Here is an 18,902-nt window from a genome sequence, read left to right as displayed (position 1 = left end):
GCCGGCCGGCGGCGCGGCGGGGGTCAGAGGCGCAGCTGCGGCCCGGAGTCGTTGCCCAGGGGAAGCACCATGGCGACCTCCTCCTCGCCGTCCTCCTCGCTGACGACGCCCATCGGGCGGCGGTAGTCGGTCGGGCGGAAGCCCATCCCGCTCGCGAAGGCGACCGCGCGGCCGTTCTCGGTGCCGACCCAGTAGACGAGGTGCGAGTGCCCGCGCTCGGCCGCGAGGGAGGCGCTGTCCGTGACGAGGCGCGTCGCGACGCCGGACCCGCGGGCCTCGGGACGCACCCAGAGGCCGAAGAGCTCGCCGGCCACGCCCTCGCTCGCGCGGGCCACGCCGACGCTGACGACCCCGACGGCCTCACCCTCGCGCTCGGCCACCAGCCGCGCCGACCGTTGCATGCGTTCGCGCCAGAGCGACTCGTCGAACGACTCCTCCTCCTCGACGCTGGCGGCGAAGGCCTCGGGGGATTCACGCAGTGCGGCGAGCCGGACGGAACGGTAGTCCTCCCAGTCGTCCTCGCCGAGGGGACGCACGGTGATGTCGGTCATGGGGTCCACCTTCGCATGACAGGCCCTCGCGCCGCACCAGCGCACCGGTGAACGTTCGGGGCACGGCCCCCCGCGGACCCCCGTGGCCTCCGCGCGGCCACCCGGTGGGCCCGGCCGTCAGGACCGGTGGACCATCTCGACCTCGTGGAGGTCGGGGCGGCGCGGGTGGGCGTGCACCGCCCCGGTGCGCACGAAGCCGCACCGCTCGTAGAGGGCCGCAGCCGCCGTGTTCGAGCTCGTCACCTCGAGCACCACCTCGGACTTGCCCCGGCGACGGGCCTCCTCGAGGACGGCGTGCACGAGCGCCTCCCCCACACCGGTCCCCCGCGCCCGGGGCGCGACGTACATGCCGAAGAGCGTTGCGGTCGTGGCTCGTTCGGGTTCCCAGTGCGAGCCGAGCCCGGCGCTGCCCACCACGCCGTCGGCGTCGCGGGCCTGCACGAGCCAGGCGCCCTCGATGCGCTCGCGCCAGTCCGCCTCGTCGTAGACGGCCTCGTCGGCGTGGGTGAACCAGAACGCGTCCGGCGCGTCGCGCAGCATCTCGAGCCGCACGTCGCGATGCGACTCCCAGTCGTCGGGCGAGAGCGGGTGCAGGTGGAGGGCGGCGTGCTGTCCGCGCGGGGGTGGCTCGGCCATGCCCCTACCGTGCCCTCAGACCTGCCCGGACGCCAGCTGCTTCGAGCGCGCGGCGGCGGCCTCGATGGCGGTGACGAAGGCCGCCCGCACCTTGTGGTCGTCGAGCTGGCGCAGCGCCGCGACGGTCGTGCCGCCGGGCGAGCTCACCTGCTCGCGCAGCACGGTCGGGTGCTCGTGGGTCTCGGTGAGCATGGTCGCGGCCCCGTAGAGGGTCTGCACGACGAGCTCGGTGGCCGTCGCGCGCGGCAGCCCGAGCACGACGCCGGCCTCGATCATGGCCTCGACGACGTAGAAGATGTAGGCCGGACCGCTGCCCGAGATGGCGGTCACGGCGTCGAGGTGCTTCTCGGGGAGGCGCACGACCTTCCCGCACGAGCGCAGCAGGGCCTCGGCCTCGGCGAGGTGGGCTTCCGTGCAGTGGCTCCCCGGCGAGATGCCGGCCATCCCCTGGTCGACGAGCGCCGGCGTGTTCGGCATGACGCGCACGACCGACGTCCCTGCGGGCAGCCGCGACTCGAGGAACTCGGTCGTGATGCCGGCCGCGAGCGAGACGACGGTGTTGCCCGGCGCGACGTGGTCGTGGATCTCGTCGAGCAGGGCTGCCATGTCCTGCGGCTTGACGCAGAGCACGAGGGTGTCCGCCGCGTCGGCTGCCTCCGCGTTGGGCAGCACCCGCACGCCGTGGCGCTGCGCGAGCGCGTTGACCTTGTCGGGCGTGCGGCCCGTGACGACGAGGTCGCCCGGGGTGCGTCCCGACCGGACGAGGCCCGAGACGAGCGTCTCGCCCATCACCCCGGCACCGAAGATCGCCGTCGTCGTCACCGCCGCTCCCCCGTTCAGCTCTTCGTCGCGACGCCGCGGAGGAAGAACATGACGTTCGCCGGCTTCTCGGCCATGCGGCGCATCAGGTAGCCGTACCACTCCTGGCCGTAGGGGATGTAGACGCGCATCTGGTCGCCACGGTCGGCGATCCGCTTCTGCTCCTCGGGCCGGATGCCGTAGAGCATCTGGTACTCGAACGAGCGGGGGTCGCGTCCGGCCTGGCCGGCGAGGGCGCCGGCGATCTCGACGAGCCGCGGGTCGTGCGAGGCCACCATGGGGTAGCCCTCCCCCTGCATGAGGATCTTGAGGCAGCGCACGTAGGACTTGTCGACGTCCGCGCCCGCCTGGAAGGCGACCGACTCGGGTTCCTTGTAGGCGCCCTTGCACAGCCGCACGCGCGACCCGGCGTGGGCGAGGTCGCGGCAGTCCGCCTCGGTGCGGTAGAGGTAGGCCTGCAGCACGGCCCCGACCGTCGGGAAGTCGGCCCGCAGCTCGCGCAGGGCGTCGAGCGTCAGGTCGGTCGTCGTGTGGTCCTCCATGTCGAGGGTCACCGTCGTGCCGGCCTGCTGCGCGAGCTCGCAGATCTCGCGCGCGTGGTCGAGCGCGATGGCGTTGCCGTCGCCGGGCAGCGCCTGGCCGAGGGCGCTCAGCTTGAGCGACACCTCGACGGCGCCGTGCTCGGTGAGCCCCTGGTCGCGCAGCGCGGTGAGCAGGCCGACGTAGGCGTCGCGGGTGTGGCGCGCCTGGGAGATGTCGGTGGTGTCCTCGCCGAGGTAGTCGATGGTCGAGAGCCGGCCGGACGCGGCGATCTCGGAGGCGGCGCCGACGACGTCGGCCCGCTCGGCCCCGGGCACGAAGCGCCGGACCACCGAGCGGGAGACGGGCGCCTTCTCGATGACGTCTCGGATCTTCTCCTGCTTGCTCAGCTGCAGCAGGGAGTTGCGCAGCAGGTCGCTGGCGTCCACGGGGGCCTCCGGTGGTGTGGGAGATGTCGCTGGGTCGGGTGGCGGACGGTCGTGCCGTGCCGCCCGGCAAATCTACCGCCGTGCCCGCACGACGGTGGAGCGCCACGTCTCGCGCCCGCCGCGCACTCCCCGGAGACGGCCGACCATGGGGCAGACTCCCCCCATGCGTGGAGACACCGAGGCGGAGCCCGCCGCCGGGCCGCCCGCCCGTGCGTCGTCGGACGAGCCCGTCGGGGACGGGTCGCACGTGCCCGCCGACCCGGCGCCGCGCACGCTGCCCGCGCTCGACGTGCTCGGCGAGGGCCTCGGCGCCGCGGCCACGGTGCTGCGCGCCAACGCGGTGGCCGCCGGTCTCGACGCCACGGTGCCGACCTGCCCCGGCTGGACGGTGCGCGACCTCGTGGCGCACCAGGGCATGGTGCACCGCTGGGCCGCGAGCCACCTGCGGCGCTCGCCGGTGACCGACACCGCCGCGCTCGAGCAGGCAGGGCGTGGCTCGGCCGACCTGCTCGGCTGGTTCGACGAGGGCGCCACCGACCTGCTCCAGGCCCTCGTCGACGCCCCGGACGACCTGGCGGGCCGGCCGTTCCTGCTCGACGCGCCCGCCCCGCGCCTCTTCTGGGCCCGTCGGCAGTGCCACGAGACGACGATCCACGCGGTCGACGCGCTCGCCGCGCGCCTCGGGCGCCCGCCCCGCGCCGAGGAGACGTGGATCCGCCCGGCCGTCGCGCTCGACGGCATCGACGAGCTGCTGACCGGCTTCGTGCCCCGCCCCCGCCAGGGCGTCACGCACGACCCGGGCCTGCGCGTCGTCGTCGCCCCCGACGCGGCGGGGCGGGCGTGGCTGCTCGAGCTCGCCCCGGACCGGCCTCCTGTCACGACCCGTCTGGCCCGCTCACCGGGCGACGCGTCGCCGGAGGCGGACGCCGTCATCACCGGCGGGCCGGTCGAGGTGCTGCTCCGGCTGTGGAGCCGGGCCGGCGAGCCACGGGACGCCGTCGAGCGCTGGTGGGCCGACACCGTGACGGTGGCGTGGTGAGCCAGGGCTTCGGTCGCGCGGTGCAGTCCGCGATCTACGGCGCCGGCGCCCTCGGGAGGCGTCCCGCGGTGCCGACGGACCACGACCGGCTCGAGACCGAGGCCCGCAAGGCCATGTCCCGCAGGGGCTTTGCCTACGTGGCCGGCTCGGCGGGGTCCGAGGCCACCGCGCGCGCCAACGTGGCCGCCTTCGACCGCTGGCAGGTCGTGCCCCGCCTGCTCGTCGACACGACGGAGCGCGACACGGGCGTCGAGCTCTTCGGGAGACGGCACGAGAGCCCCTTCCTCGTCGCGCCGGTCGGCGTCCTCTCCGCGGCGCACGCCGACGCCGACCTCGCCGTCGCGCGCGGTGCCCGTGAACAGCGCGTCACGCAGGTGATCAGCACCCAGGCGTGCGCGCCGATGGAGCGCATCGCCGAGGAGCTCGGCGGCTCGGGCCACTGGTTCCAGCTCTACTGGAGCAGCGACGACGACCTGGCGGCGAGCCTCGTCGCCCGGGCCGAGGCGTGCGGCAGCGAGGCCCTCGTCGTCACCCTCGACACGGCATACCTCGGCTGGCGACCGCGCGACCTCGACCTCGGCCACCTCCCCTTCGCGCGCGGTGAGGGCATCGCGCAGTACACGTCCGACCCCGTCTTCCGGGCCCGCGTCGCGGCGAAGGTCGCAGCCCGCTCGACCGAAACCGCGCCATGGCGCACTTCCAGCCGGGCAACGGGCCCCTCGCCGGCCGCAACCGCGCCACGGCGCACTTCCAGCCACGGCGCGGGCGGGCCGGGCGCGCCGGGTGGCTCGGGCACGCCGGCGGCGCGGCCCCGGCCGACACCGGCGGCCCTGTCGACCCTGCTCGCGCTGAGCCGCAACCACCCCGGCCGCACGCGCGCCAACCTCACGGACCCCGCGCCGCGGGCGGCCGTCGAGACCTTCCTCGAGGTGTTCAGCCGCCCGGCGCTCACCTGGGACGACCTGCCGAGGCTGCGGCAGATGACCAGCCTGCCCATCGTGCTCAAGGGGATCCTGCACCCCGACGACGCCCGCCGCGCGGTCGACGCGGGCGTCGACGGCGTCTACGTCTCCAACCACGGCGGCCGACAGGTCGACCGGTCGGTCGCCGCGCTCGACGCCCTGCCCGGCGTCGTCGAGGCCGTCCGCGGCGCGGGGTCGGCGGCGCCGATCATCTTCGACAGCGGGATCCGTTGCGGCGCAGACGCCTTCGTCGCCCTCGCGCTGGGTGCGAGCGCCGTCGGCATCGGTCGTCCACACGTCTACGGCCTGGCGGTCGCCGGCGCCGCAGGCGTCTCCGAGGTGTTGCGCAACCTCCGCGCCGAGCTCGACCTCGAGATGGCGCTGACGGGCTGCACCTCGCTCGCGGACCTCACCCCCGACCGCCTGCTCCACACCGCTCCGGTCCGCACCGACCACACGCGCTCCGCACCCGCCCACACCCGCCCGACCCACCCGGGAGACCACCCGTGACCGACGACCCCGTCACCACGCTCGCCGACCTCCGGGTCGTCGTCGACCGCATCGAGGGGCGCTCCGTCTGCGGCCTGCGACCGGGCGACTCCTTCACGGTGACCCGCTCGAGCGAGCTGCGCCTGCCCGAGGGCGGCCACTTCTGCCTCTACGCCCTCGCCGCGGTGCTGCCGCTCCTGCCCGCCCGGCAGCGCGCCCTCGATCCGGACGACTGGCTCGCCCGCGACTGCGAGGTGGCCTGCCCGGACCCCGAGGAGCGGCTCGTCATGCGGATCGAGAGCGGCGACGTCCGCGCGCACCGCACGGACGACCTCACGTGACCGCCACCGTCCCCCCGGGCGGCGTCCCCGGGCGCCAGGTCACCGTCGCCCTCCAGACCGACAAGACGCCGGCCGCCTACGCCACCCTCGCCCGGGCGGCCGAGGACCTCGGCTTCGACGGGGTCAGCGTCTTCGCCGACCTCGGCTTCCAGCCGCCGGCCCTCGCCCTCGCGACGATCGCCGCGGCCACCTCCCGCGTGCGCATCGGCGCGGCCTGCCAGAACCCGCTCCTCACCCACCCGGTCGAGATCGCCGGGCAGGTCGCCGCCCTCGCCCTCGCCTCGCAGGGGCGTGCCTACGTCGGCCTCGCGCGCGGCGCCTGGCTCGACGGGCTCGGGGTCGACGCGAGCCGCCCGCTCGCCCGGCTCGCCGACAGCGCCGAGATCGTGCGGCGGCTGCTCGCCGGTGACGACAGCGGCTACGACGGCGCCGTGCTCGGCCTGCCCGCGGGCGTCCGGCTGCAGTTCCCGCTGCCGCCCGAGCGCGTCGAGCTGCTCGTCGGCACGTGGGGCGAGCGGACGACGCGCTGGGCCGGCACGACCGCCGACGAGGTCAAGGTCGGCGGCAGCGCCAATCCCGACATGGCGGCGCTCGTGCGCGGCTGGCTCGGCGACGGCCCGACCCGGGTCGTCCTCGGCGCCGTCACGGTGTGCGACACCGACCGCGCCACGGCCCGCGCCCTCGCCCGCCGCGAGGTCGCCCTCTACCTCGACGTCGTCGCCGGCCTCGACCCCACCGTCACGGTCGACCCAGACGTGCGCGAGCGCATCGGCGCGGCCGTCGCGGCGGGCGACCACGACGCCGCCGGTCGCGCCGTGCCCGACGACCTCCTCGACCGTTTCGCATTCGCCGGCACCCCCGAGGACGTCGCGGCCCAGGTCGAGGCGCTCTTCGACGCCGGCGCCGACCGGGTGGAGCTCGGCACGCCGCACGGCGTCGACGCCCTCGAGGGCCTCCGCCTGCTCGGCACCCGGACGCTCCCGCGCGTGCGCGCCGCCTTCGGGGCGGGGGTCGGCGCATGACGGCCGACCGGCAGCACGCCGAGCCCGCCACCCGCCACCACGGGGACACCGCGCACGCCGTCGCGGACGACTACGTCGCGGCGCTCGCCCGCACCGACCACGAGGCGGCCACCGTCGCCGGCGTCCCGCTCGACGGGCCGCTGCCGCGCCTGTCGCCGGACGCCTACGACGACCGCCTGGCCGCCGCCCGCGCGGCCCGTTCGGCGCTCCGTGCCCTCCCGCCCGTGGCCGCGCCCGCCGGCCACCCCGACGACCCGACCGGCGCCGACGCCGCCCTCCGCCTCGTCCTCGCCGAGCGCCTCGACGCGGAGGTCGACCTCGCCGAGGTCGGCTTCACCCAGCGCCTGCTCGCGCCGCTCGCCACACCCGTCGACGCCGTGCGCGCGACCTTCGACCACCTGCCCCGCGACACCGACGACGACTGGGAGACGGTGCTCGACGCCCTCGGTGGCGTCGGGGGCGCGTATGCCGACTACCTCGCGACGCTGACCCGCTCGGCCGGGCGCGGCCACGTCGTCGCGGCGCGGCAGGTGACCGGGATCGCGGCGCGCTGCCGCCGCTGGGTCGACGACGGCTTCCACGCGGGGGTCGTGGCCGGGGCCCCCGACCACCTCCGGGCCCGGGCCGCGGTCGCCGCCGCCGAGGCCGCGCGCGCGACGGGCCGCTTCGCCGACGACCTCGAGCGCGTCCTGCTGCCCGTGGCCCCGACCGCCGACCCCGTCGGCCGCGAGCTCTACACCCGCACGGCACGCGCCTTCCTCGGCACCGACGTCGACCTGCTCGAGACGTATGCCTGGGGCTGGAGCGAGCTCGACCGGATCGCGGGCGAGGCCGACGCCCTGGCCCGGGAGCTGCACCCCGACGGCTTCGACGCCGCCGCCCGGATGCTCGACGAGCAGCCCGGCCGTCACCTCGCCCCCGCCGGCATCGAGCCGTGGCTCGCCGAGCGCGTCGCGCGGGTCGCCGACCACGTCGACGGCCGCCACCTCGACCTGCCCGCGGGCCGGCACCGGCTGCCCGAGTGCCGCATGTGGACGGCGGCCTCGGGCGTCATGTACTACGACCCGCCCGGTGCCGACCTGGCCCGCCCCGGACGGGTCTGGTGGACCGTCGACCCGGCCGTCGGGGCGCGCACGTGGCGCGAGGCGACGACGGTGCACCACGAGGGCGTGCCGGGCCACCACACCCAGATCCTCGCCGCGATGACGGCCCCCGGGCTGCACCCGTGGCAGCGCCACCTCTGCGAGGTGCACGGCCACGCCGAGGGCTGGGCGCACTGGGCCGAGGCGTGGGCCGCCGAGATCGGGCTGCTCGACGACCCGGCCGAACGGCTAGGCATGCTCGTCGGCCAGGCCTGGCGGGCCGCCCGCATCGTCATCGACCTCGGGCTGCACCTCGACCTGCCGATCCCGCCGGGCCGCGGCCGGCACGGCGGTCTCGCCGGCGGCGCCGCCCTCGGCGAGCAGGGGCGGTGGTCGGTCGACCTCGCCGTCGACTTCCTCCGCGCCGTGACGGGGCTCGGGCCGTCGATGGCGCGCTTCGAGGTCGACCGCTACCTCGGCTGGCCGGCGCAGGCCCTCGCCTTCCGCGTCGGGGCGCGCGAGTTCGAGTCGATCCGCGTGGCGGCCCGCACCTCGGCCGGGCCGGCGTGGGACGAGCGGGCCTTCCTCACCGCGCTGCTGCGCCTGGGCCCGATGGGCCTCGGCCCGCTCCGCACGCTGGGCACCGCGCTCGCGACGACGACCGGCACCCGGCGGGGTGGCGCTCCCGCGTGACCGGACGGCATACGGCCCCGGGGGGGTCGTACGCCGTCCGCTGCGCTCAGGCGTCCGCGAGACGTCGCGACGGGGCGGGGCGACCGGGACCGGTGAGCAGCTCCTCGTGGTGGTGCACGACGCGCCACGTGCCGCCGCCGTCGCGGCGCAGCACCGACGTGCAGCGCAGCACCTCGTCGAGCGAGGGGTCGGGAAAGCGCGCCGTCAGCACGTGCGTCTCCCACGCGGCGTCGTCGGCGAGCAGGCCGACGACGGGCTCGCTCGCCTCGAGCCCGACGGGCGAGGGGTAGCCGGGGTCGTTGTCGCCCCCACCTCGACCGGCCTGGAGGTCGGCCTTGGTGCGCAGCGCCGGGATCGTCGAGTCCCACATCGTGCACCCCTCGTCGAGGTGCGCCTCGAGGCGCTGCCGGTCACCGGCGAGGAACGCCTCGTAGAGGTCGGTGAGCACGTTCCACACGCGGGCCGCCTCGCCCTCGAGGGCTTCGTCGGCGTGGGTGGCTGTCCCGTCGGCAGAGGGGTCGGTCGTCATCGGGGTCCTCCGGAGGTCGGGGCGGTGAGCAGGTGCAGGTCGTCGCGGACGACCCGGCCGCGCGAGACGACGGCGCGCACCGTGCGCAGGGCCGACACGTCGACGGTGGGGTCCTCGTCGAGGACGAGCAGGTCGGCGCTGCGGCCGACGGTGACCCCGGCGGTCTCGTCGTCGACGCCGCACATCCGGGCGGGGTTCGTCGTCGAGGCCGCGAGCGCCTGGCGGGCCGTGAGGCCGGCCTCGGCGAGCAGCTCGGCCTCGCGGACGACGGCGGAGGTGCCCTCGGTGCGGTCGCCGGGCGGGATGTCGGTGCCGTTCGTCAGGGTGACCCCGGCCGCGACGAGGCGGCGGGCGCTCTCGAGGTGGTCGACGGCCACGCGGCGCGCGTTGTCGCGCGAGTGCTGCTCGAAGCCGTGCTCGGCCATCCAGTCCTGCGAGCGGGTCACGGCGAGCGTCGGCGAGACGTAGACACCGGGCTGCGCGAGCACCCGGGCCGTCGCGTCGTCGACGACGTAGGCGTGCTCGAAGCTGCGCACCCCGACGTCGACGGCGCGCCGGATCGCGCTGAAGTGCCCGGCATGGGCCACGACGTAGGTGCCGTGGTCGGTGGCCGCGCGCACGACCGCCGCGATCTCGGCGTCGCTCATCTCGGGGTCCTGCGGGCGCTCGCCGGCGTGGGCGAGGCCGCCGGTGATGAAGATCTTCACGTGGTCGGCGCCGGCCTCGAGCTCGGCGCGGGCTGCGGCCTCGAAGGCGTCCGGGCCGTCGCAGTAGACCGACCCCGAGCCCTGGCCGTGGCCGCCGGGCGTCGACAGCGCCCGCCCGCCCGCGAGGATGCGTGGGGCGACGAACCAGCCGCGGCGGTCCGCCTCGCGCAGGGTGACGTCGACGGCGTGCTGCTCGTGCACGCAGCGCACGGTCGTGGCCCCCGCCTCGAGCGCGTCGCAGGCCCGGGCGGCGGAGCGGAACGCCGTGAGGTCGGGTCGCTCCTGCTCGTCGGTGTCGACGAACGGGAAGACGATCGACAGGTGGGTGTGCACCGTGACGAGGCCGGGCGCGACGAAGCGCCCGCCGAGGTCGAGGGCGGGCTCCCCCTCGGGCGCCTCCGCGCGGACCTCGGTCACCCGTCCGCCCGCGACGTGCAGGGCGGAGGGCGCCGAGGTCTCGCCGTCGGGGTCGACGACGCGCGCGCCGGTCAGCCAGAGGTGCTCGAGGGTGGTCGTCACGAGGGCGTCCCGTCGGTGGGGTGCGTGGAGTCGGTGGGGTGCGTGGAGTCGGGCGAGGCGACGGCCGCCGCGAGCGAGGCGCTGCGCGTGTGGAGGTGGCACGCCGCGCGGTGCCCGGGAGCGACCTCGAGCAGGGCCGGCACCTCGCCGGCGCAGGGCTCGAAGGCGCGCGGGCAGCGCGGGTGGAAGCGGCAGCCCGTCGGGGGCGCCGCCGGGTCGGGCACGTCGCCCGGCAGGTCGTCGGGCAGGCCGCGGCTCGACACCGACGGGATGGCGCCGATGAGGGCCCGGCCGTACGGGTGGGCCGAGCGCGCCCAGACGTCCTCGGCCGGTCCCGTCTCGACGACCTCACCGAGGTACATCACGGCGATCCGGTCGCTCAGCTGGCGCACGATGCCGAGGTCGTGCGAGATGAACAGCAGCCCCATGTCGAGGTCGGCGACGAGCGAGGCGAGCAGGTTCGCGATCGAGGCCTGGGCCGAGACGTCGAGGGCCGAGATCGCCTCGTCGGCGACGATGAGCCGCGGCCGGGCCGCGAGCGCCCGGGCGATGGCGATCCGCTGGCGCTGGCCACCGGAGAACTCGTGGGGGTAGCGCCGGGCGAACTCCGGCGGCAGGCCGACCCGCTCGAGCAGCTCGCCGACGAGGGTGCGGCGCTCGGCCGCGCGGGGCGGGTCGTCGGTGCCGAGCTCGATGCCGTCCGCGATCTGGTCGCCGACGCGGCGGCGTGGGTTGAGCGAGGAGTACGGGTCCTGGAAGACCATCTGCATGCCGCGCAGCGACCGCGACCGCGGTCCCCGGCCCAGCGGGACCACCGGCTCGCCCTCGAAGTGCACCGATCCGGCCGCCAGCGGCACGAGCCCGAGGATCGCCTTGGCGAGCGTCGACTTGCCGCAGCCGGACTCGCCGACCAGACCGACGACCTCACCCCGCTCGACCGTCAGGCTGGCGCCCGCGACCGCTCGCACCGCCTGACCGCGACGGTGGTAGACGACCTCGGCGTCCTCGACGGTGACGAGGCTCATGCCGGGCTCCCCTCGGGACGGGCCGACGACGTCGGGGCGAACGGGTCGACGGGGCACGCGAGCAGTCGCCCGCCGCCGGATGCCGTGGGTGCCGTCGGCGCGGTGGATGACGTAGGCGCGGTGGATGACGTAGGCGCCGTGGTGGCGATCGGCACGAGCGCGGGACGGTCGGTGGCGCACGACGGCCGGGCGTGCGCGCAGCGGGGGTGGAACGGGCACCCGGGCGGCACCTGCGTCAGCCGGGGCGCCGCACCGGGGATGGCCCGGAGCGGCTCGCGGCCGGTGCCGCCGGAAGGCACCTCGTCGACGTCGGTGCTCGGCAGCGACTCGAGCAGCCCGCGCGTGTAGGGGTGGCGCGGCCCCGACAACAGGTCACCGGTGGGGCCCGTCTCGACGATCCGGCCGGCATACATGACCGCGAGGCGGTCGGTGAGCGCGCCCATGACGCCGAGGTCGTGCGTGATGAGCAGGATGCTGAGGCCCTCCTCGCGGCGGAGCCGGTCGAGCAGGCGCAGGATGCCGGCCTGCACGGTCACGTCGAGCGCCGTCGTCGGCTCGTCGGCGACGAGCAGCGAGGGCGAGCACGCGAGGGCGATCGCGATGGCCGCCCGCTGGCGCATGCCGCCGGAGAGCTGGTGGGGGTAGGCGCCGAGGGTGCGCTCGGGGTCGGGGATGCGCACCTGGCGCAGCAGCTCGACGGCCCGCTCGCGCGCGGCCGCACGCCCGGTGCGGTGGTGGTGGCGCAGGTGCTCGGTGACCTGGCGGCCGACGGTGAGCATGGGGTGCAGGGAGGTCATCGGGTCCTGGAAGACCATCGCGACCTCGTCGCCCCGCAGCGCCCGCAGCGCCCGCTCCGACATGGTGAGCACGTCACGACCCCCGACCTCGAGGCGCCCGCTCGTGCGACCGCCGTGCGGCAGCAGGCCGAAGAGCGAGAGGGCCGTCAGCGTCTTGCCGCTGCCCGACTCACCGGCGAGGCCGACGACCTCGCCGGGCCGCACGACGAGGTCGACGCCGTCCACCGGGGTGAGCCCGCCGGGCAGCTCGACCCGTAGCGACTCCGCCCGGAGCACCGGGGTGTCGCTCGGGGCAGCACTCGTGGCGCCGGTCACGGGGTCTCCCTCAGGGCTCGGGCGGTGCGGGGGTCGAGCGCGTCGCGCAGGGTGTCGCCGAGGAAGTTGAAGGCGAGCACGACGCTGAGGATGGCGAGGCCGGGGAAGACGCCGATCCACCACGCGTCGAAGTTGCGCGCGCCCTCCGACACCATGGCGCCCCACTCGGGGTCCGGAGGCTGCGCGCCGAGGCCGAGGAACGACAGGCCGGAGAGCAGCAGGACGGCGTTGCCGACCTCGAGGGCGGCGAGCACGAGGACCGGCCCGGCGATGTTCGGGCGGAGGTCGGTGACGAGGGTCCGGCGGGCCGAGGCGCCGAGCAGCCTCGTGGCAGAGACGAACTCGGCCTCACGCAGTCCGAGCAGCATGGAGCGCACGACCCGGGCGTACGACGGCCACATGACGACGACGAGGGCAAGGACGGCGTTGCGCAGACCGGGACCGAGGGCTGCGGCGGCTGCCATGGCGAGGATGATCCCCGGGAAGGCGAAGACGAGGTCGGCCAGGCGCATGACGACGGTGTCGGCGAACCCGGCGAAGTAGCCGGCGATCGACCCGAGCACCGTGCCGACGGCCGTGGCGAGCACGACGAGCAGCACCGCGAGCGGCAGCGTGATGCGGGTGCCGTAGATGATCCGGCTGAGGATGTCGCGGCCCAGCCCGTCGGTGCCGAGCACGGTCTCGCCGCCCGGCGGCAGGAGCCGCGCGAAGTCCTGGGCGTTCGGGTCGTGCGGGGCGATGAGCGGGGCGAACACGCCGACGAGCACCCAGAGGACGATGACCGTGGTGCCCACCACCGCGAGCGGACGGCTCCACGGGGACCGTGCGGCTCCCGGTGCGCGGCGCCACGGTCGGCGGCGCGGCGTGCTCGTGCCGGCCGCGCTCACGAGAGCCGGATCCGCGGGTCGATGACGCCGTAGAGCACGTCGATGACGAGGTTGATGACGACGTAGACGACGGCCACGGTCACCGAGACGCCCATGACGGCGGGCAGGTCGAGGGCGAGTGACGACTTGTAGGCGTACTGCCCCAGCCCCGGCCACGAGAAGATCGACTCGACGAGCACCGTCCCCGAGAGCAGCGACCCGAACGCGAGGCCGGACACCGTGATGATCGGCACCATCGCGGGTCGCAGGACGTGGCGCACGATGACGGTCCGGCGCGGCAGCCCCTTGGCGTTCGCGGCGCGGACGTAGTCGTTGCCGAGCACCTCGAGCACGCTCGCGCGGGTGAAGCGGGTGATGAGCCCGACGGTGTACGCCGACAGCACCAGCGCCGGGAGCAGGATGTGGTGCAGCGCCATCTGGAAGGTGAACGGGTCGTTGTCGAGGAGCGAGTCGATGAGGAGCAGCCCGGTCACCCGGGGCGAGGCGGGGTAGCCGGGGTCGAGCTGTCCGGTCGAGCTGAACCAGCCGAGCTTGACGGAGAAGACGAGCGAGGCCGTCAGCGCGAGCCAGAAGGTCGGCACCGAGACCCCCGTGAGGCTGACGACGCGGATGAGCTGGTCGGGCCAGCGGTCGCGCTTCAGCGCGGCGACGGTGCCGAGCAGCACGCCGACGACGAGCGAGATGACGATCGCGACGAGGGCGAGCTCGATGGTGGGCGGGAGGTACTCGAGCAGGTCGGTCGTGACCGGGCGCCGCGTCTGCTGCGAGGTGCCGAGGTCGCCCTGCAGGAGGTTGCCGAGGTAGGTGAGGTACTGCTGCCAGAGCGGCTGGTCGAGGCCGTACTTGGCCCGGAACGCCGCCACCGTCGCAGGGTCCTCGATGGCCCGCTGACCGAGGGCGGCCGCGGCGGGGTCGCCGGGCACGACGTGGGTCAGCAGGAAGGCGACGACCGTGATGCCGACGACGAGCAGCGCGCCGGCCAGCGCCCGGCGCGCGAGGAAGCCCCCGAGCCCGGAGGCCCGGCGGGCCGACTCGCGTCGGCCGGCCGGGCCCGCGGGCGAGGCGGGTGGTGTCGCGGCGGGTGGTGTCGTGGCGGGTGCCGTCATGCGATGCGGCTCAGCCGAGCTCGGCGACGTTGACCGACCACACGAGGTTGTAGCTGAGGTTCTTCAGCGAGTCGGACGCGAGGAAGACCTGGGCCGGCTGGATGAGGCCCATGACCGGTCCGGCGTTGAGGCCCTCCTGGAACTGCTCCATGAGGGAGGCCCGCTTCGTCTCGTCCTTCTCGGTGGCTGCCTGCTTCATGACGGCCTCGAGGGCGGGGTCGGAGCCGGCCTTCCAGTTGACGCGCTTGCCGCCGACGATGCCGCCGGGGCCGAAGGCGAGGTAGTTGCTCGCGTCCGGGAAGTCCGGGCCCCAGAGCCACACGCCGACCTGCTGCTTGCCGCCGCGCGCGAGCTCGAGCACGGTCGCGACGGGCGCCCCCTTGAGCTCGGTCTTGATGCCGATCTTGTTGAGGTCGGAGGCGATCCGCGTCGACATGTCCGTGAAGGAGACGCCGTTCTGCGTCAGGTCGGACGGGAACGAGATCTCGACCGGGGTGCCGTCGTAGCCCGACTTCGCGAGCGCCGCCTTGGCGGCCGCGGCGTCGAAGGTCGGCGCCTTGTCGTCGGGCAGCGACCCGGCGAACTGCACCGGCACCATGCCGGCGGCCCGGCGCGAGCCCTTGCCGGCGAGCTCGAGCAGACCGGAGTAGTCGATGCCGCGGCGGACGGCCTCCTGGAAGTCGGGGTTCGCCGTCCACTTGTTGACCGCGGGGTTGGCGTTCGTGAAGAGGTAGAAGGTGTACTGCGACGGCACCGACGTGGACACGACGCCGGAGCCGACGGAGGCCACCTGATCGGGCGAGAGGTCGAGGGCCAGGGCGCTCTCGCCCTTCTCGACGTTGTTCTTCTGCTGGGCGGCGTCGACGTTGCGGATGACGACGCGCTGGTAGTGCGGCTTCGTGCCTCCCCAGTAGTTGGGGTTGGCCTTGAGGACGACCTCGGTCGAGAGGCCGAAGGACTCGAGGACGTAGGGGCCCGAGCCCATCGAGGCCTTGGCGAAGGCGTCCTCGGCGGTGTCCGCGGTGGCGGCGTCCTGGGCGTCGGAGGCGCCGGCGGCCTTGGCCGCCTTGGAGTTGACGATGCCGAGCGACGGGCTCGCGAGCTTGCCGAGCAGGGCCGGGTCGTAGGTCGCCGTCTTGACGACGACGGTCTGCGGGTTCGTGGCCGTGACCGTCAGGCCGTCGGCGAGGAACGACGGGTTGCCCTTGACGTTCTCGACGCGGGTGAGGGAGAAGACGACGTCGTCGGCGGTCACCGCCGAGCCGTCGGAGAACTTCGCCGACGGGTCGAGGGTGAAGGTCCAGCTGAGGCCGTCGGCCGACTGCTCCCACTTCGACGCGATCGAGGGCACCGGCGTCTTGAGGTCGGCGCCCTTGAAGGTGACGAGGGTGTCGTAGAGGGCGCGCGCGACGATGTTGCCGGTGGGCTCGTAGTTGCGGGCCGGGTCGGCACTCTTCAGCACGAAGACGGTGTCGACGACGAGCGGCTTCGTCGACGCCGCAGCGCCGCCCGTGCCCGTCGGGGAGTTCTTCGGGGCCGGGTTGCACGCCCCGACGGCGAGCGCCAGGCCGAGGGCCAGGGGCGCGACGAGCAGCTTCTTGTTCACGAGGCACGTCCTTCTCGGGCAGTCGTCGTCAGACGATCCAGGAGCCCCGCCGCGGAGCCCGAGATCGGTCTACCACAGCGCCCCGCCGCCCAACCCGGACTGCGCGTGCGGATCTGCGGAGTCGTGCCGTCGGCACCCGGACGTCTCACGACGTGGACGACGGCCGGGCGGACGTCTGCAGGCCCGCGCTCGCCGAGGCCTCTAGAGGCGGACCCCGTTGTAGGACGGCGCGGTCCGCACGTCGACCGTGGGGGTCGGGTCGCCGCCCACCTCCCACCAGACCTCAGTCGAACCGCCAGCGGCCGTGCTCCAGCACGTGCCGACCTGGTTCTGCGGCGGGCGGTCCGCGAAGGTGCAGACCGCGTACACACCCGGGGGCACGTGCATCGTGAACGCCCCTCCGGCGACGGCCGGGTCCGCAGCCGCCTGCGCGACCAGGACGCCCTCCGCGTCGAAGAGGTTGTTGCAGCAGAGGGCGACGACGCCCGAGCTGCCCCGCGACACGGTGCCGGTGATGGTGCGGCTGCCCACGACGACGTCGCTGCGCACGTAGCGGTCGGCGAAGCCGCCGGTCGTCGACTCGGGGATGACCCAGTAGTGCACGGGCGCCGTGCTGCACCCCGTGGTCCGGCCACCGCACACCGAGGCGGGGAGGGACGGGTCGGTGAAGCTCGTGGCCGTGCCGGGGAGGGTCGTGACCGTCCCGCCCGTCGTCGTGGCGGCGGTGTTGCGCACGATCCGGACGGCCTTGAGCGGGCCGGCCGGGTTGCGCCACGTGAGCCGCACCTGCGCGTGGCCGAGGTCGTACGAGGGCGGCGTGACCGACGCGGCCGACTGCAGCCCCGTCACCACGTCGGGCCGGGTGACGACCGTGATGGTGCGGCGGGCCGAGTACGTGCGGCCGACCCTGACCCAGACGGCGAACGTGTAGGCGACGTTCGGGGTCAGGGAGGGGACGAGCGTCGTGCGGGCGGTGCGCCCGGTGACGGGGACGGCATACCCGCTCGTCGGGGAGGCCGCCGGCGTGTAGCCGCGGGTCACGCGCACGACGCCACCGCCGCCGGGGCTGTAGTAGGCCGCCGGGACGAGGTAGCTGATGGTGACCCGGTGCGCGGTGCGCTCGGTGACCGTGATGCCCGAGACGGGCGGCGGCGCGGTGGCAGCGGTGGCCGACGTCGCCGGCAGGACGGCGGTCGCGAGCGTCGCGAGGGCGGCCAGGACGACGAGCAACCTCGTGCGCAGCCTCCGAGGCGTGGTGTCGGCGTGGTGCATCGGCACTCCCCTGTGTCGGACCACCCGATGCGGCCCGGGTGGTGCTTCGCCCATCATGGACCCTCCGGCGGGCCGTCGCCCGCCCGGTCGTGCGCTCGTGGGGTGGAACCGGGTCGACGTGGGCCCGGCCGGTCGCGGAGGATCGTGGCATGCCCGCCCTCGACCACCTGACCCGCGACGCCTTTCCCAAGTCGTCGAAGTACGACGCGCGGTGGCTCGTCGACCTCGACATGGGCCCGCACCCGTTGTGGCTGCTCGAGGACCTCGCCGCCGACCTCGACCTGCGCCCGGGCATGCGCGTGCTCGACCTCGGCTCGGGCCTCGGGGCCACGTCGGTCTTCCTCGCGCGGGAGTACGGCGTCAGCGTCGTCGCGGCCGACCTCTGGGTCGACCCCAGCGCGGCCGGCGCGGTCTTCCGCAAGGAGGGCGTCGACGACCGGGTGCTGCCGATGCGCGTCGACGCCCACGCCCTGCCCTTCGGCAGCGGCTCGTTCGACGCGATCGTCAGCATCGACGCGTGGGAGTACTTCGGCACCGGCGACCACTACCCGCCCTACCTCGCGAAGTTCCTCCGCCCCGGCGGACAGCTCGGCGTCGCGACCCCCGCCCTGACGAGCGAGGTGCGCGAGCTCGGCGAGATCCCCGACCACATCGACCGCGTCGTCGGCGCCGAGACGGCCGCCTGGCACACCGCCGAGTGGCTGCGCAGCCAGTGGGCCTTCAGCCGCGCCTTCGCCGACGTCACCGCCCGCACCCAGGACGACGCCTGCGCCAACTGGCTGCTCTGGGAGCGCGCCGTCATGGAGCTCAAGGGCCAGCCGACCTCCCCCGTGCAGTCCATGCTCGAGGCGGACGGCGGCGCCTTCGTCACCTTCGCCCTCGTCACCGGGAGGGTCGCATGAGCCTGACGCCGACCGACCTCGTCCACCTCCGCCGCGCCGTCGGCCTGGCCCGCCTCGCGCTCGAGCGCGGCGACGAGCCCTTCGGGTCGGTGCTCGTCTCGGGCGCGGGCGAGGTGCTCTTCGAGGACCACAACCACGTCGTCGAGCTCGAGGCCACGCAGCACCCGGAGTTCGCCATCGCCCGCTGGGCCGGCGCCAACCTCACGGCGGCCGAGCGGGCGTCCGCGACCGTCTACACCTCGGGTGAGCACTGCCCGATGTGCTCGTCGGCGCACGCCTGGGTCGGTCTCGGCCGCATCGTGTACGCCGTCGGCTCGGACCGGTTGACCGCGTGGCGCTCCGCGTGGGGCTCGCCCGCGTCACCGGTCGCGCCCCTGTCGATCCTCGACGTCGTGCCCGGCGCCGTGGTCGACGGCCCCGCACCCGAGCTCGAGGACGAGGTGCGCGCCCTCCACGAGCGCTTCGCCCACCGAACCGACTGACCCCGCCGCCGAACCGACTCACCCCGCCACCCGGCATACGCCCCCGCCGACCCAGCCCGCCAACCCAGCCAAGGCGTAGTTGGCGCACCCCGTAGCCCCCGGACCGACCCGCCAACCCAGCCAAGGCGCAGTCGGCGCACCCCGCAGCGCCCT

19 protein-coding genes are annotated in these 18,902 nt (G+C 75.1%); 7 read left to right on the top strand and 12 right to left on the bottom strand.

From position 1 onward, the window contains the following. Window positions 1–23: 23 nt before the first annotated feature. The 4 genes from ABT295_RS16835 to ABT295_RS16820 form a co-directional block, all read right to left on the bottom strand. Complete coding sequence (locus ABT295_RS16835; protein ID WP_352395557.1) at window positions 24–551, bottom strand: GNAT family N-acetyltransferase; 528 nt, start codon at window positions 549–551, stop codon at window positions 24–26. Window positions 552–668: 117 nt separating this feature from the next. Next, window positions 669–1,187, bottom strand: coding sequence for a GNAT family N-acetyltransferase (locus ABT295_RS16830; protein ID WP_352395556.1), 519 nt, complete (start codon window positions 1,185–1,187; stop codon window positions 669–671). 15 nt (window positions 1,188–1,202) lie between these two features. Next, the gene (proC, locus tag ABT295_RS16825; protein ID WP_352395555.1) at window positions 1,203–2,009 is read right to left on the bottom strand and encodes a pyrroline-5-carboxylate reductase; all 807 of its coding nucleotides are present in this window, start codon (window positions 2,007–2,009) and stop codon (window positions 1,203–1,205) included. 14 nt (window positions 2,010–2,023) lie between these two features. Then, window positions 2,024–2,974 carry a proline dehydrogenase family protein gene (locus ABT295_RS16820; RefSeq protein WP_352395554.1) on the bottom strand — a complete coding sequence of 317 codons (951 nt, stop codon included), beginning with the start codon at window positions 2,972–2,974 and terminating at the stop codon, window positions 2,024–2,026. Window positions 2,975–3,137: 163 nt separating this feature from the next. Here ABT295_RS16820 and ABT295_RS16815 point away from each other — a divergent pair, with 163 nt between their 5' ends. From ABT295_RS16815 to ABT295_RS16795, 5 genes are read left to right on the top strand one after another with little or no spacing between them, the layout of a single operon-like run. Further along, window positions 3,138–4,013 carry a maleylpyruvate isomerase N-terminal domain-containing protein gene (locus ABT295_RS16815; RefSeq protein WP_352395553.1) on the top strand — a complete coding sequence of 292 codons (876 nt, stop codon included), beginning with the start codon at window positions 3,138–3,140 and terminating at the stop codon, window positions 4,011–4,013. Beyond that, window positions 4,007–5,485 carry an alpha-hydroxy-acid oxidizing protein gene (locus tag ABT295_RS16810; RefSeq protein ID WP_352395552.1) on the top strand — a complete coding sequence of 493 codons (1,479 nt, stop codon included), beginning with the start codon at window positions 4,007–4,009 and terminating at the stop codon, window positions 5,483–5,485. The genes ABT295_RS16815 and ABT295_RS16810 overlap by 7 nt, the downstream gene beginning before the upstream one ends. Then, entirely contained in the window at window positions 5,482–5,805 is a 324-nt protein-coding gene (locus ABT295_RS16805; protein ID WP_352395551.1) for a TIGR04076 family protein, read from the top strand. Before ABT295_RS16810 ends, ABT295_RS16805 begins: the two co-directional genes overlap by 4 nt. Continuing rightward, the gene (locus ABT295_RS16800) at window positions 5,802–6,827 is read left to right on the top strand and encodes an LLM class flavin-dependent oxidoreductase (RefSeq protein ID WP_352395550.1); all 1,026 of its coding nucleotides are present in this window, start codon (window positions 5,802–5,804) and stop codon (window positions 6,825–6,827) included. The genes ABT295_RS16805 and ABT295_RS16800 overlap by 4 nt, the downstream gene beginning before the upstream one ends. Then, window positions 6,824–8,602, top strand: coding sequence for a DUF885 domain-containing protein (locus ABT295_RS16795; protein ID WP_352395549.1), 1,779 nt, complete (start codon window positions 6,824–6,826; stop codon window positions 8,600–8,602). Before ABT295_RS16800 ends, ABT295_RS16795 begins: the two co-directional genes overlap by 4 nt. A 46-nt stretch (window positions 8,603–8,648) precedes the next feature. Here the strand turns inward: ABT295_RS16795 and ABT295_RS16790 are convergent, their stop codons facing one another. The 8 genes from ABT295_RS16790 to ABT295_RS16755 all read right to left on the bottom strand — a co-directional run bounded on the left by ABT295_RS16790 (window position 8,649) and on the right by ABT295_RS16755 (window position 17,365). Then, on the bottom strand, window positions 8,649–9,131 hold the full coding sequence (locus ABT295_RS16790) for a YybH family protein (RefSeq protein ID WP_352395548.1): 483 nt from the start codon (window positions 9,129–9,131) through the stop codon (window positions 8,649–8,651). Beyond that, window positions 9,128–10,357: a metal-dependent hydrolase family protein gene (locus ABT295_RS16785; RefSeq protein WP_352395547.1), complete on the bottom strand. Its 1,230-nt coding sequence runs from the start codon at window positions 10,355–10,357 to the stop codon at window positions 9,128–9,130. The genes ABT295_RS16790 and ABT295_RS16785 overlap by 4 nt, the downstream gene beginning before the upstream one ends. Further along, window positions 10,354–11,382, bottom strand: a complete 1,029-nt coding sequence (locus tag ABT295_RS16780; protein ID WP_352395546.1) for an ABC transporter ATP-binding protein — start codon at window positions 11,380–11,382, stop codon at window positions 10,354–10,356. Before ABT295_RS16780 ends, ABT295_RS16785 begins: the two co-directional genes overlap by 4 nt. Next, on the bottom strand, window positions 11,379–12,494 hold the full coding sequence (locus tag ABT295_RS16775; RefSeq protein WP_352395545.1) for an ABC transporter ATP-binding protein: 1,116 nt from the start codon (window positions 12,492–12,494) through the stop codon (window positions 11,379–11,381). The genes ABT295_RS16780 and ABT295_RS16775 overlap by 4 nt, the downstream gene beginning before the upstream one ends. Then, window positions 12,491–13,381: an ABC transporter permease gene (locus ABT295_RS16770; protein WP_352395544.1), complete on the bottom strand. Its 891-nt coding sequence runs from the start codon at window positions 13,379–13,381 to the stop codon at window positions 12,491–12,493. Before ABT295_RS16770 ends, ABT295_RS16775 begins: the two co-directional genes overlap by 4 nt. Next, a complete protein-coding gene (locus tag ABT295_RS16765) occupies window positions 13,378–14,487 on the bottom strand; it encodes an ABC transporter permease (protein ID WP_352395543.1) in 1,110 nt (369 codons plus the stop codon). The genes ABT295_RS16770 and ABT295_RS16765 overlap by 4 nt, the downstream gene beginning before the upstream one ends. Before the next feature lie 10 nt (window positions 14,488–14,497). Continuing rightward, complete coding sequence (locus ABT295_RS16760) at window positions 14,498–16,093, bottom strand: ABC transporter substrate-binding protein (protein WP_352395542.1); 1,596 nt, start codon at window positions 16,091–16,093, stop codon at window positions 14,498–14,500. A 201-nt stretch (window positions 16,094–16,294) separates the two neighbouring features. Next, window positions 16,295–17,365, bottom strand: a complete 1,071-nt coding sequence (locus ABT295_RS16755; RefSeq protein WP_352395541.1) for a hypothetical protein — start codon at window positions 17,363–17,365, stop codon at window positions 16,295–16,297. A 149-nt stretch (window positions 17,366–17,514) separates the two neighbouring features. Here ABT295_RS16755 and ABT295_RS16750 point away from each other — a divergent pair, with 149 nt between their 5' ends. Further along, window positions 17,515–18,267, top strand: coding sequence for a class I SAM-dependent methyltransferase (locus tag ABT295_RS16750; RefSeq protein ID WP_352395540.1), 753 nt, complete (start codon window positions 17,515–17,517; stop codon window positions 18,265–18,267). Continuing rightward, window positions 18,264–18,749: a nucleoside deaminase gene (locus ABT295_RS16745; protein WP_352395539.1), complete on the top strand. Its 486-nt coding sequence runs from the start codon at window positions 18,264–18,266 to the stop codon at window positions 18,747–18,749. The genes ABT295_RS16750 and ABT295_RS16745 overlap by 4 nt, the downstream gene beginning before the upstream one ends. Window positions 18,750–18,902 lie beyond the last annotated feature (153 nt).

The sequence above is a fragment of the Terrabacter sp. NPDC000476 genome (assembly GCF_040300125.1).
Classification (GTDB): Bacteria; Actinomycetota; Actinomycetes; order Actinomycetales; family Dermatophilaceae; genus Terrabacter.
The sequence above is the reverse complement of the archived record's forward strand: the minus strand, read 5'-3'. Positions and strand labels throughout refer to the sequence as shown.

Coding starts and splice junctions, on each gene's coding strand:
- ABT295_RS16835 (WP_352395557.1), bottom strand. CDS start 551: ATGACCGACATCACCGTGCGTCCCCTCGGCGAGGACGACTGGGAGGAC.
- ABT295_RS16830 (WP_352395556.1), bottom strand. CDS start 1,187: ATGGCCGAGCCACCCCCGCGCGGACAGCACGCCGCCCTCCACCTGCAC.
- ABT295_RS16815 (WP_352395553.1), top strand. CDS start 3,138: ATGCGTGGAGACACCGAGGCGGAGCCCGCCGCCGGGCCGCCCGCCCGT.
- ABT295_RS16795 (WP_352395549.1), top strand. CDS start 6,824: ATGACGGCCGACCGGCAGCACGCCGAGCCCGCCACCCGCCACCACGGG.
- ABT295_RS16790 (WP_352395548.1), bottom strand. CDS start 9,131: ATGACGACCGACCCCTCTGCCGACGGGACAGCCACCCACGCCGACGAA.
- ABT295_RS16780 (WP_352395546.1), bottom strand. CDS start 11,382: ATGAGCCTCGTCACCGTCGAGGACGCCGAGGTCGTCTACCACCGTCGC.
- ABT295_RS16765 (WP_352395543.1), bottom strand. CDS start 14,487: ATGACGGCACCCGCCACGACACCACCCGCCGCGACACCACCCGCCTCG.
- ABT295_RS16755 (WP_352395541.1), bottom strand. CDS start 17,365: ATGCACCACGCCGACACCACGCCTCGGAGGCTGCGCACGAGGTTGCTC.
- ABT295_RS16750 (WP_352395540.1), top strand. CDS start 17,515: ATGCCCGCCCTCGACCACCTGACCCGCGACGCCTTTCCCAAGTCGTCG.
- ABT295_RS16745 (WP_352395539.1), top strand. CDS start 18,264: ATGAGCCTGACGCCGACCGACCTCGTCCACCTCCGCCGCGCCGTCGGC.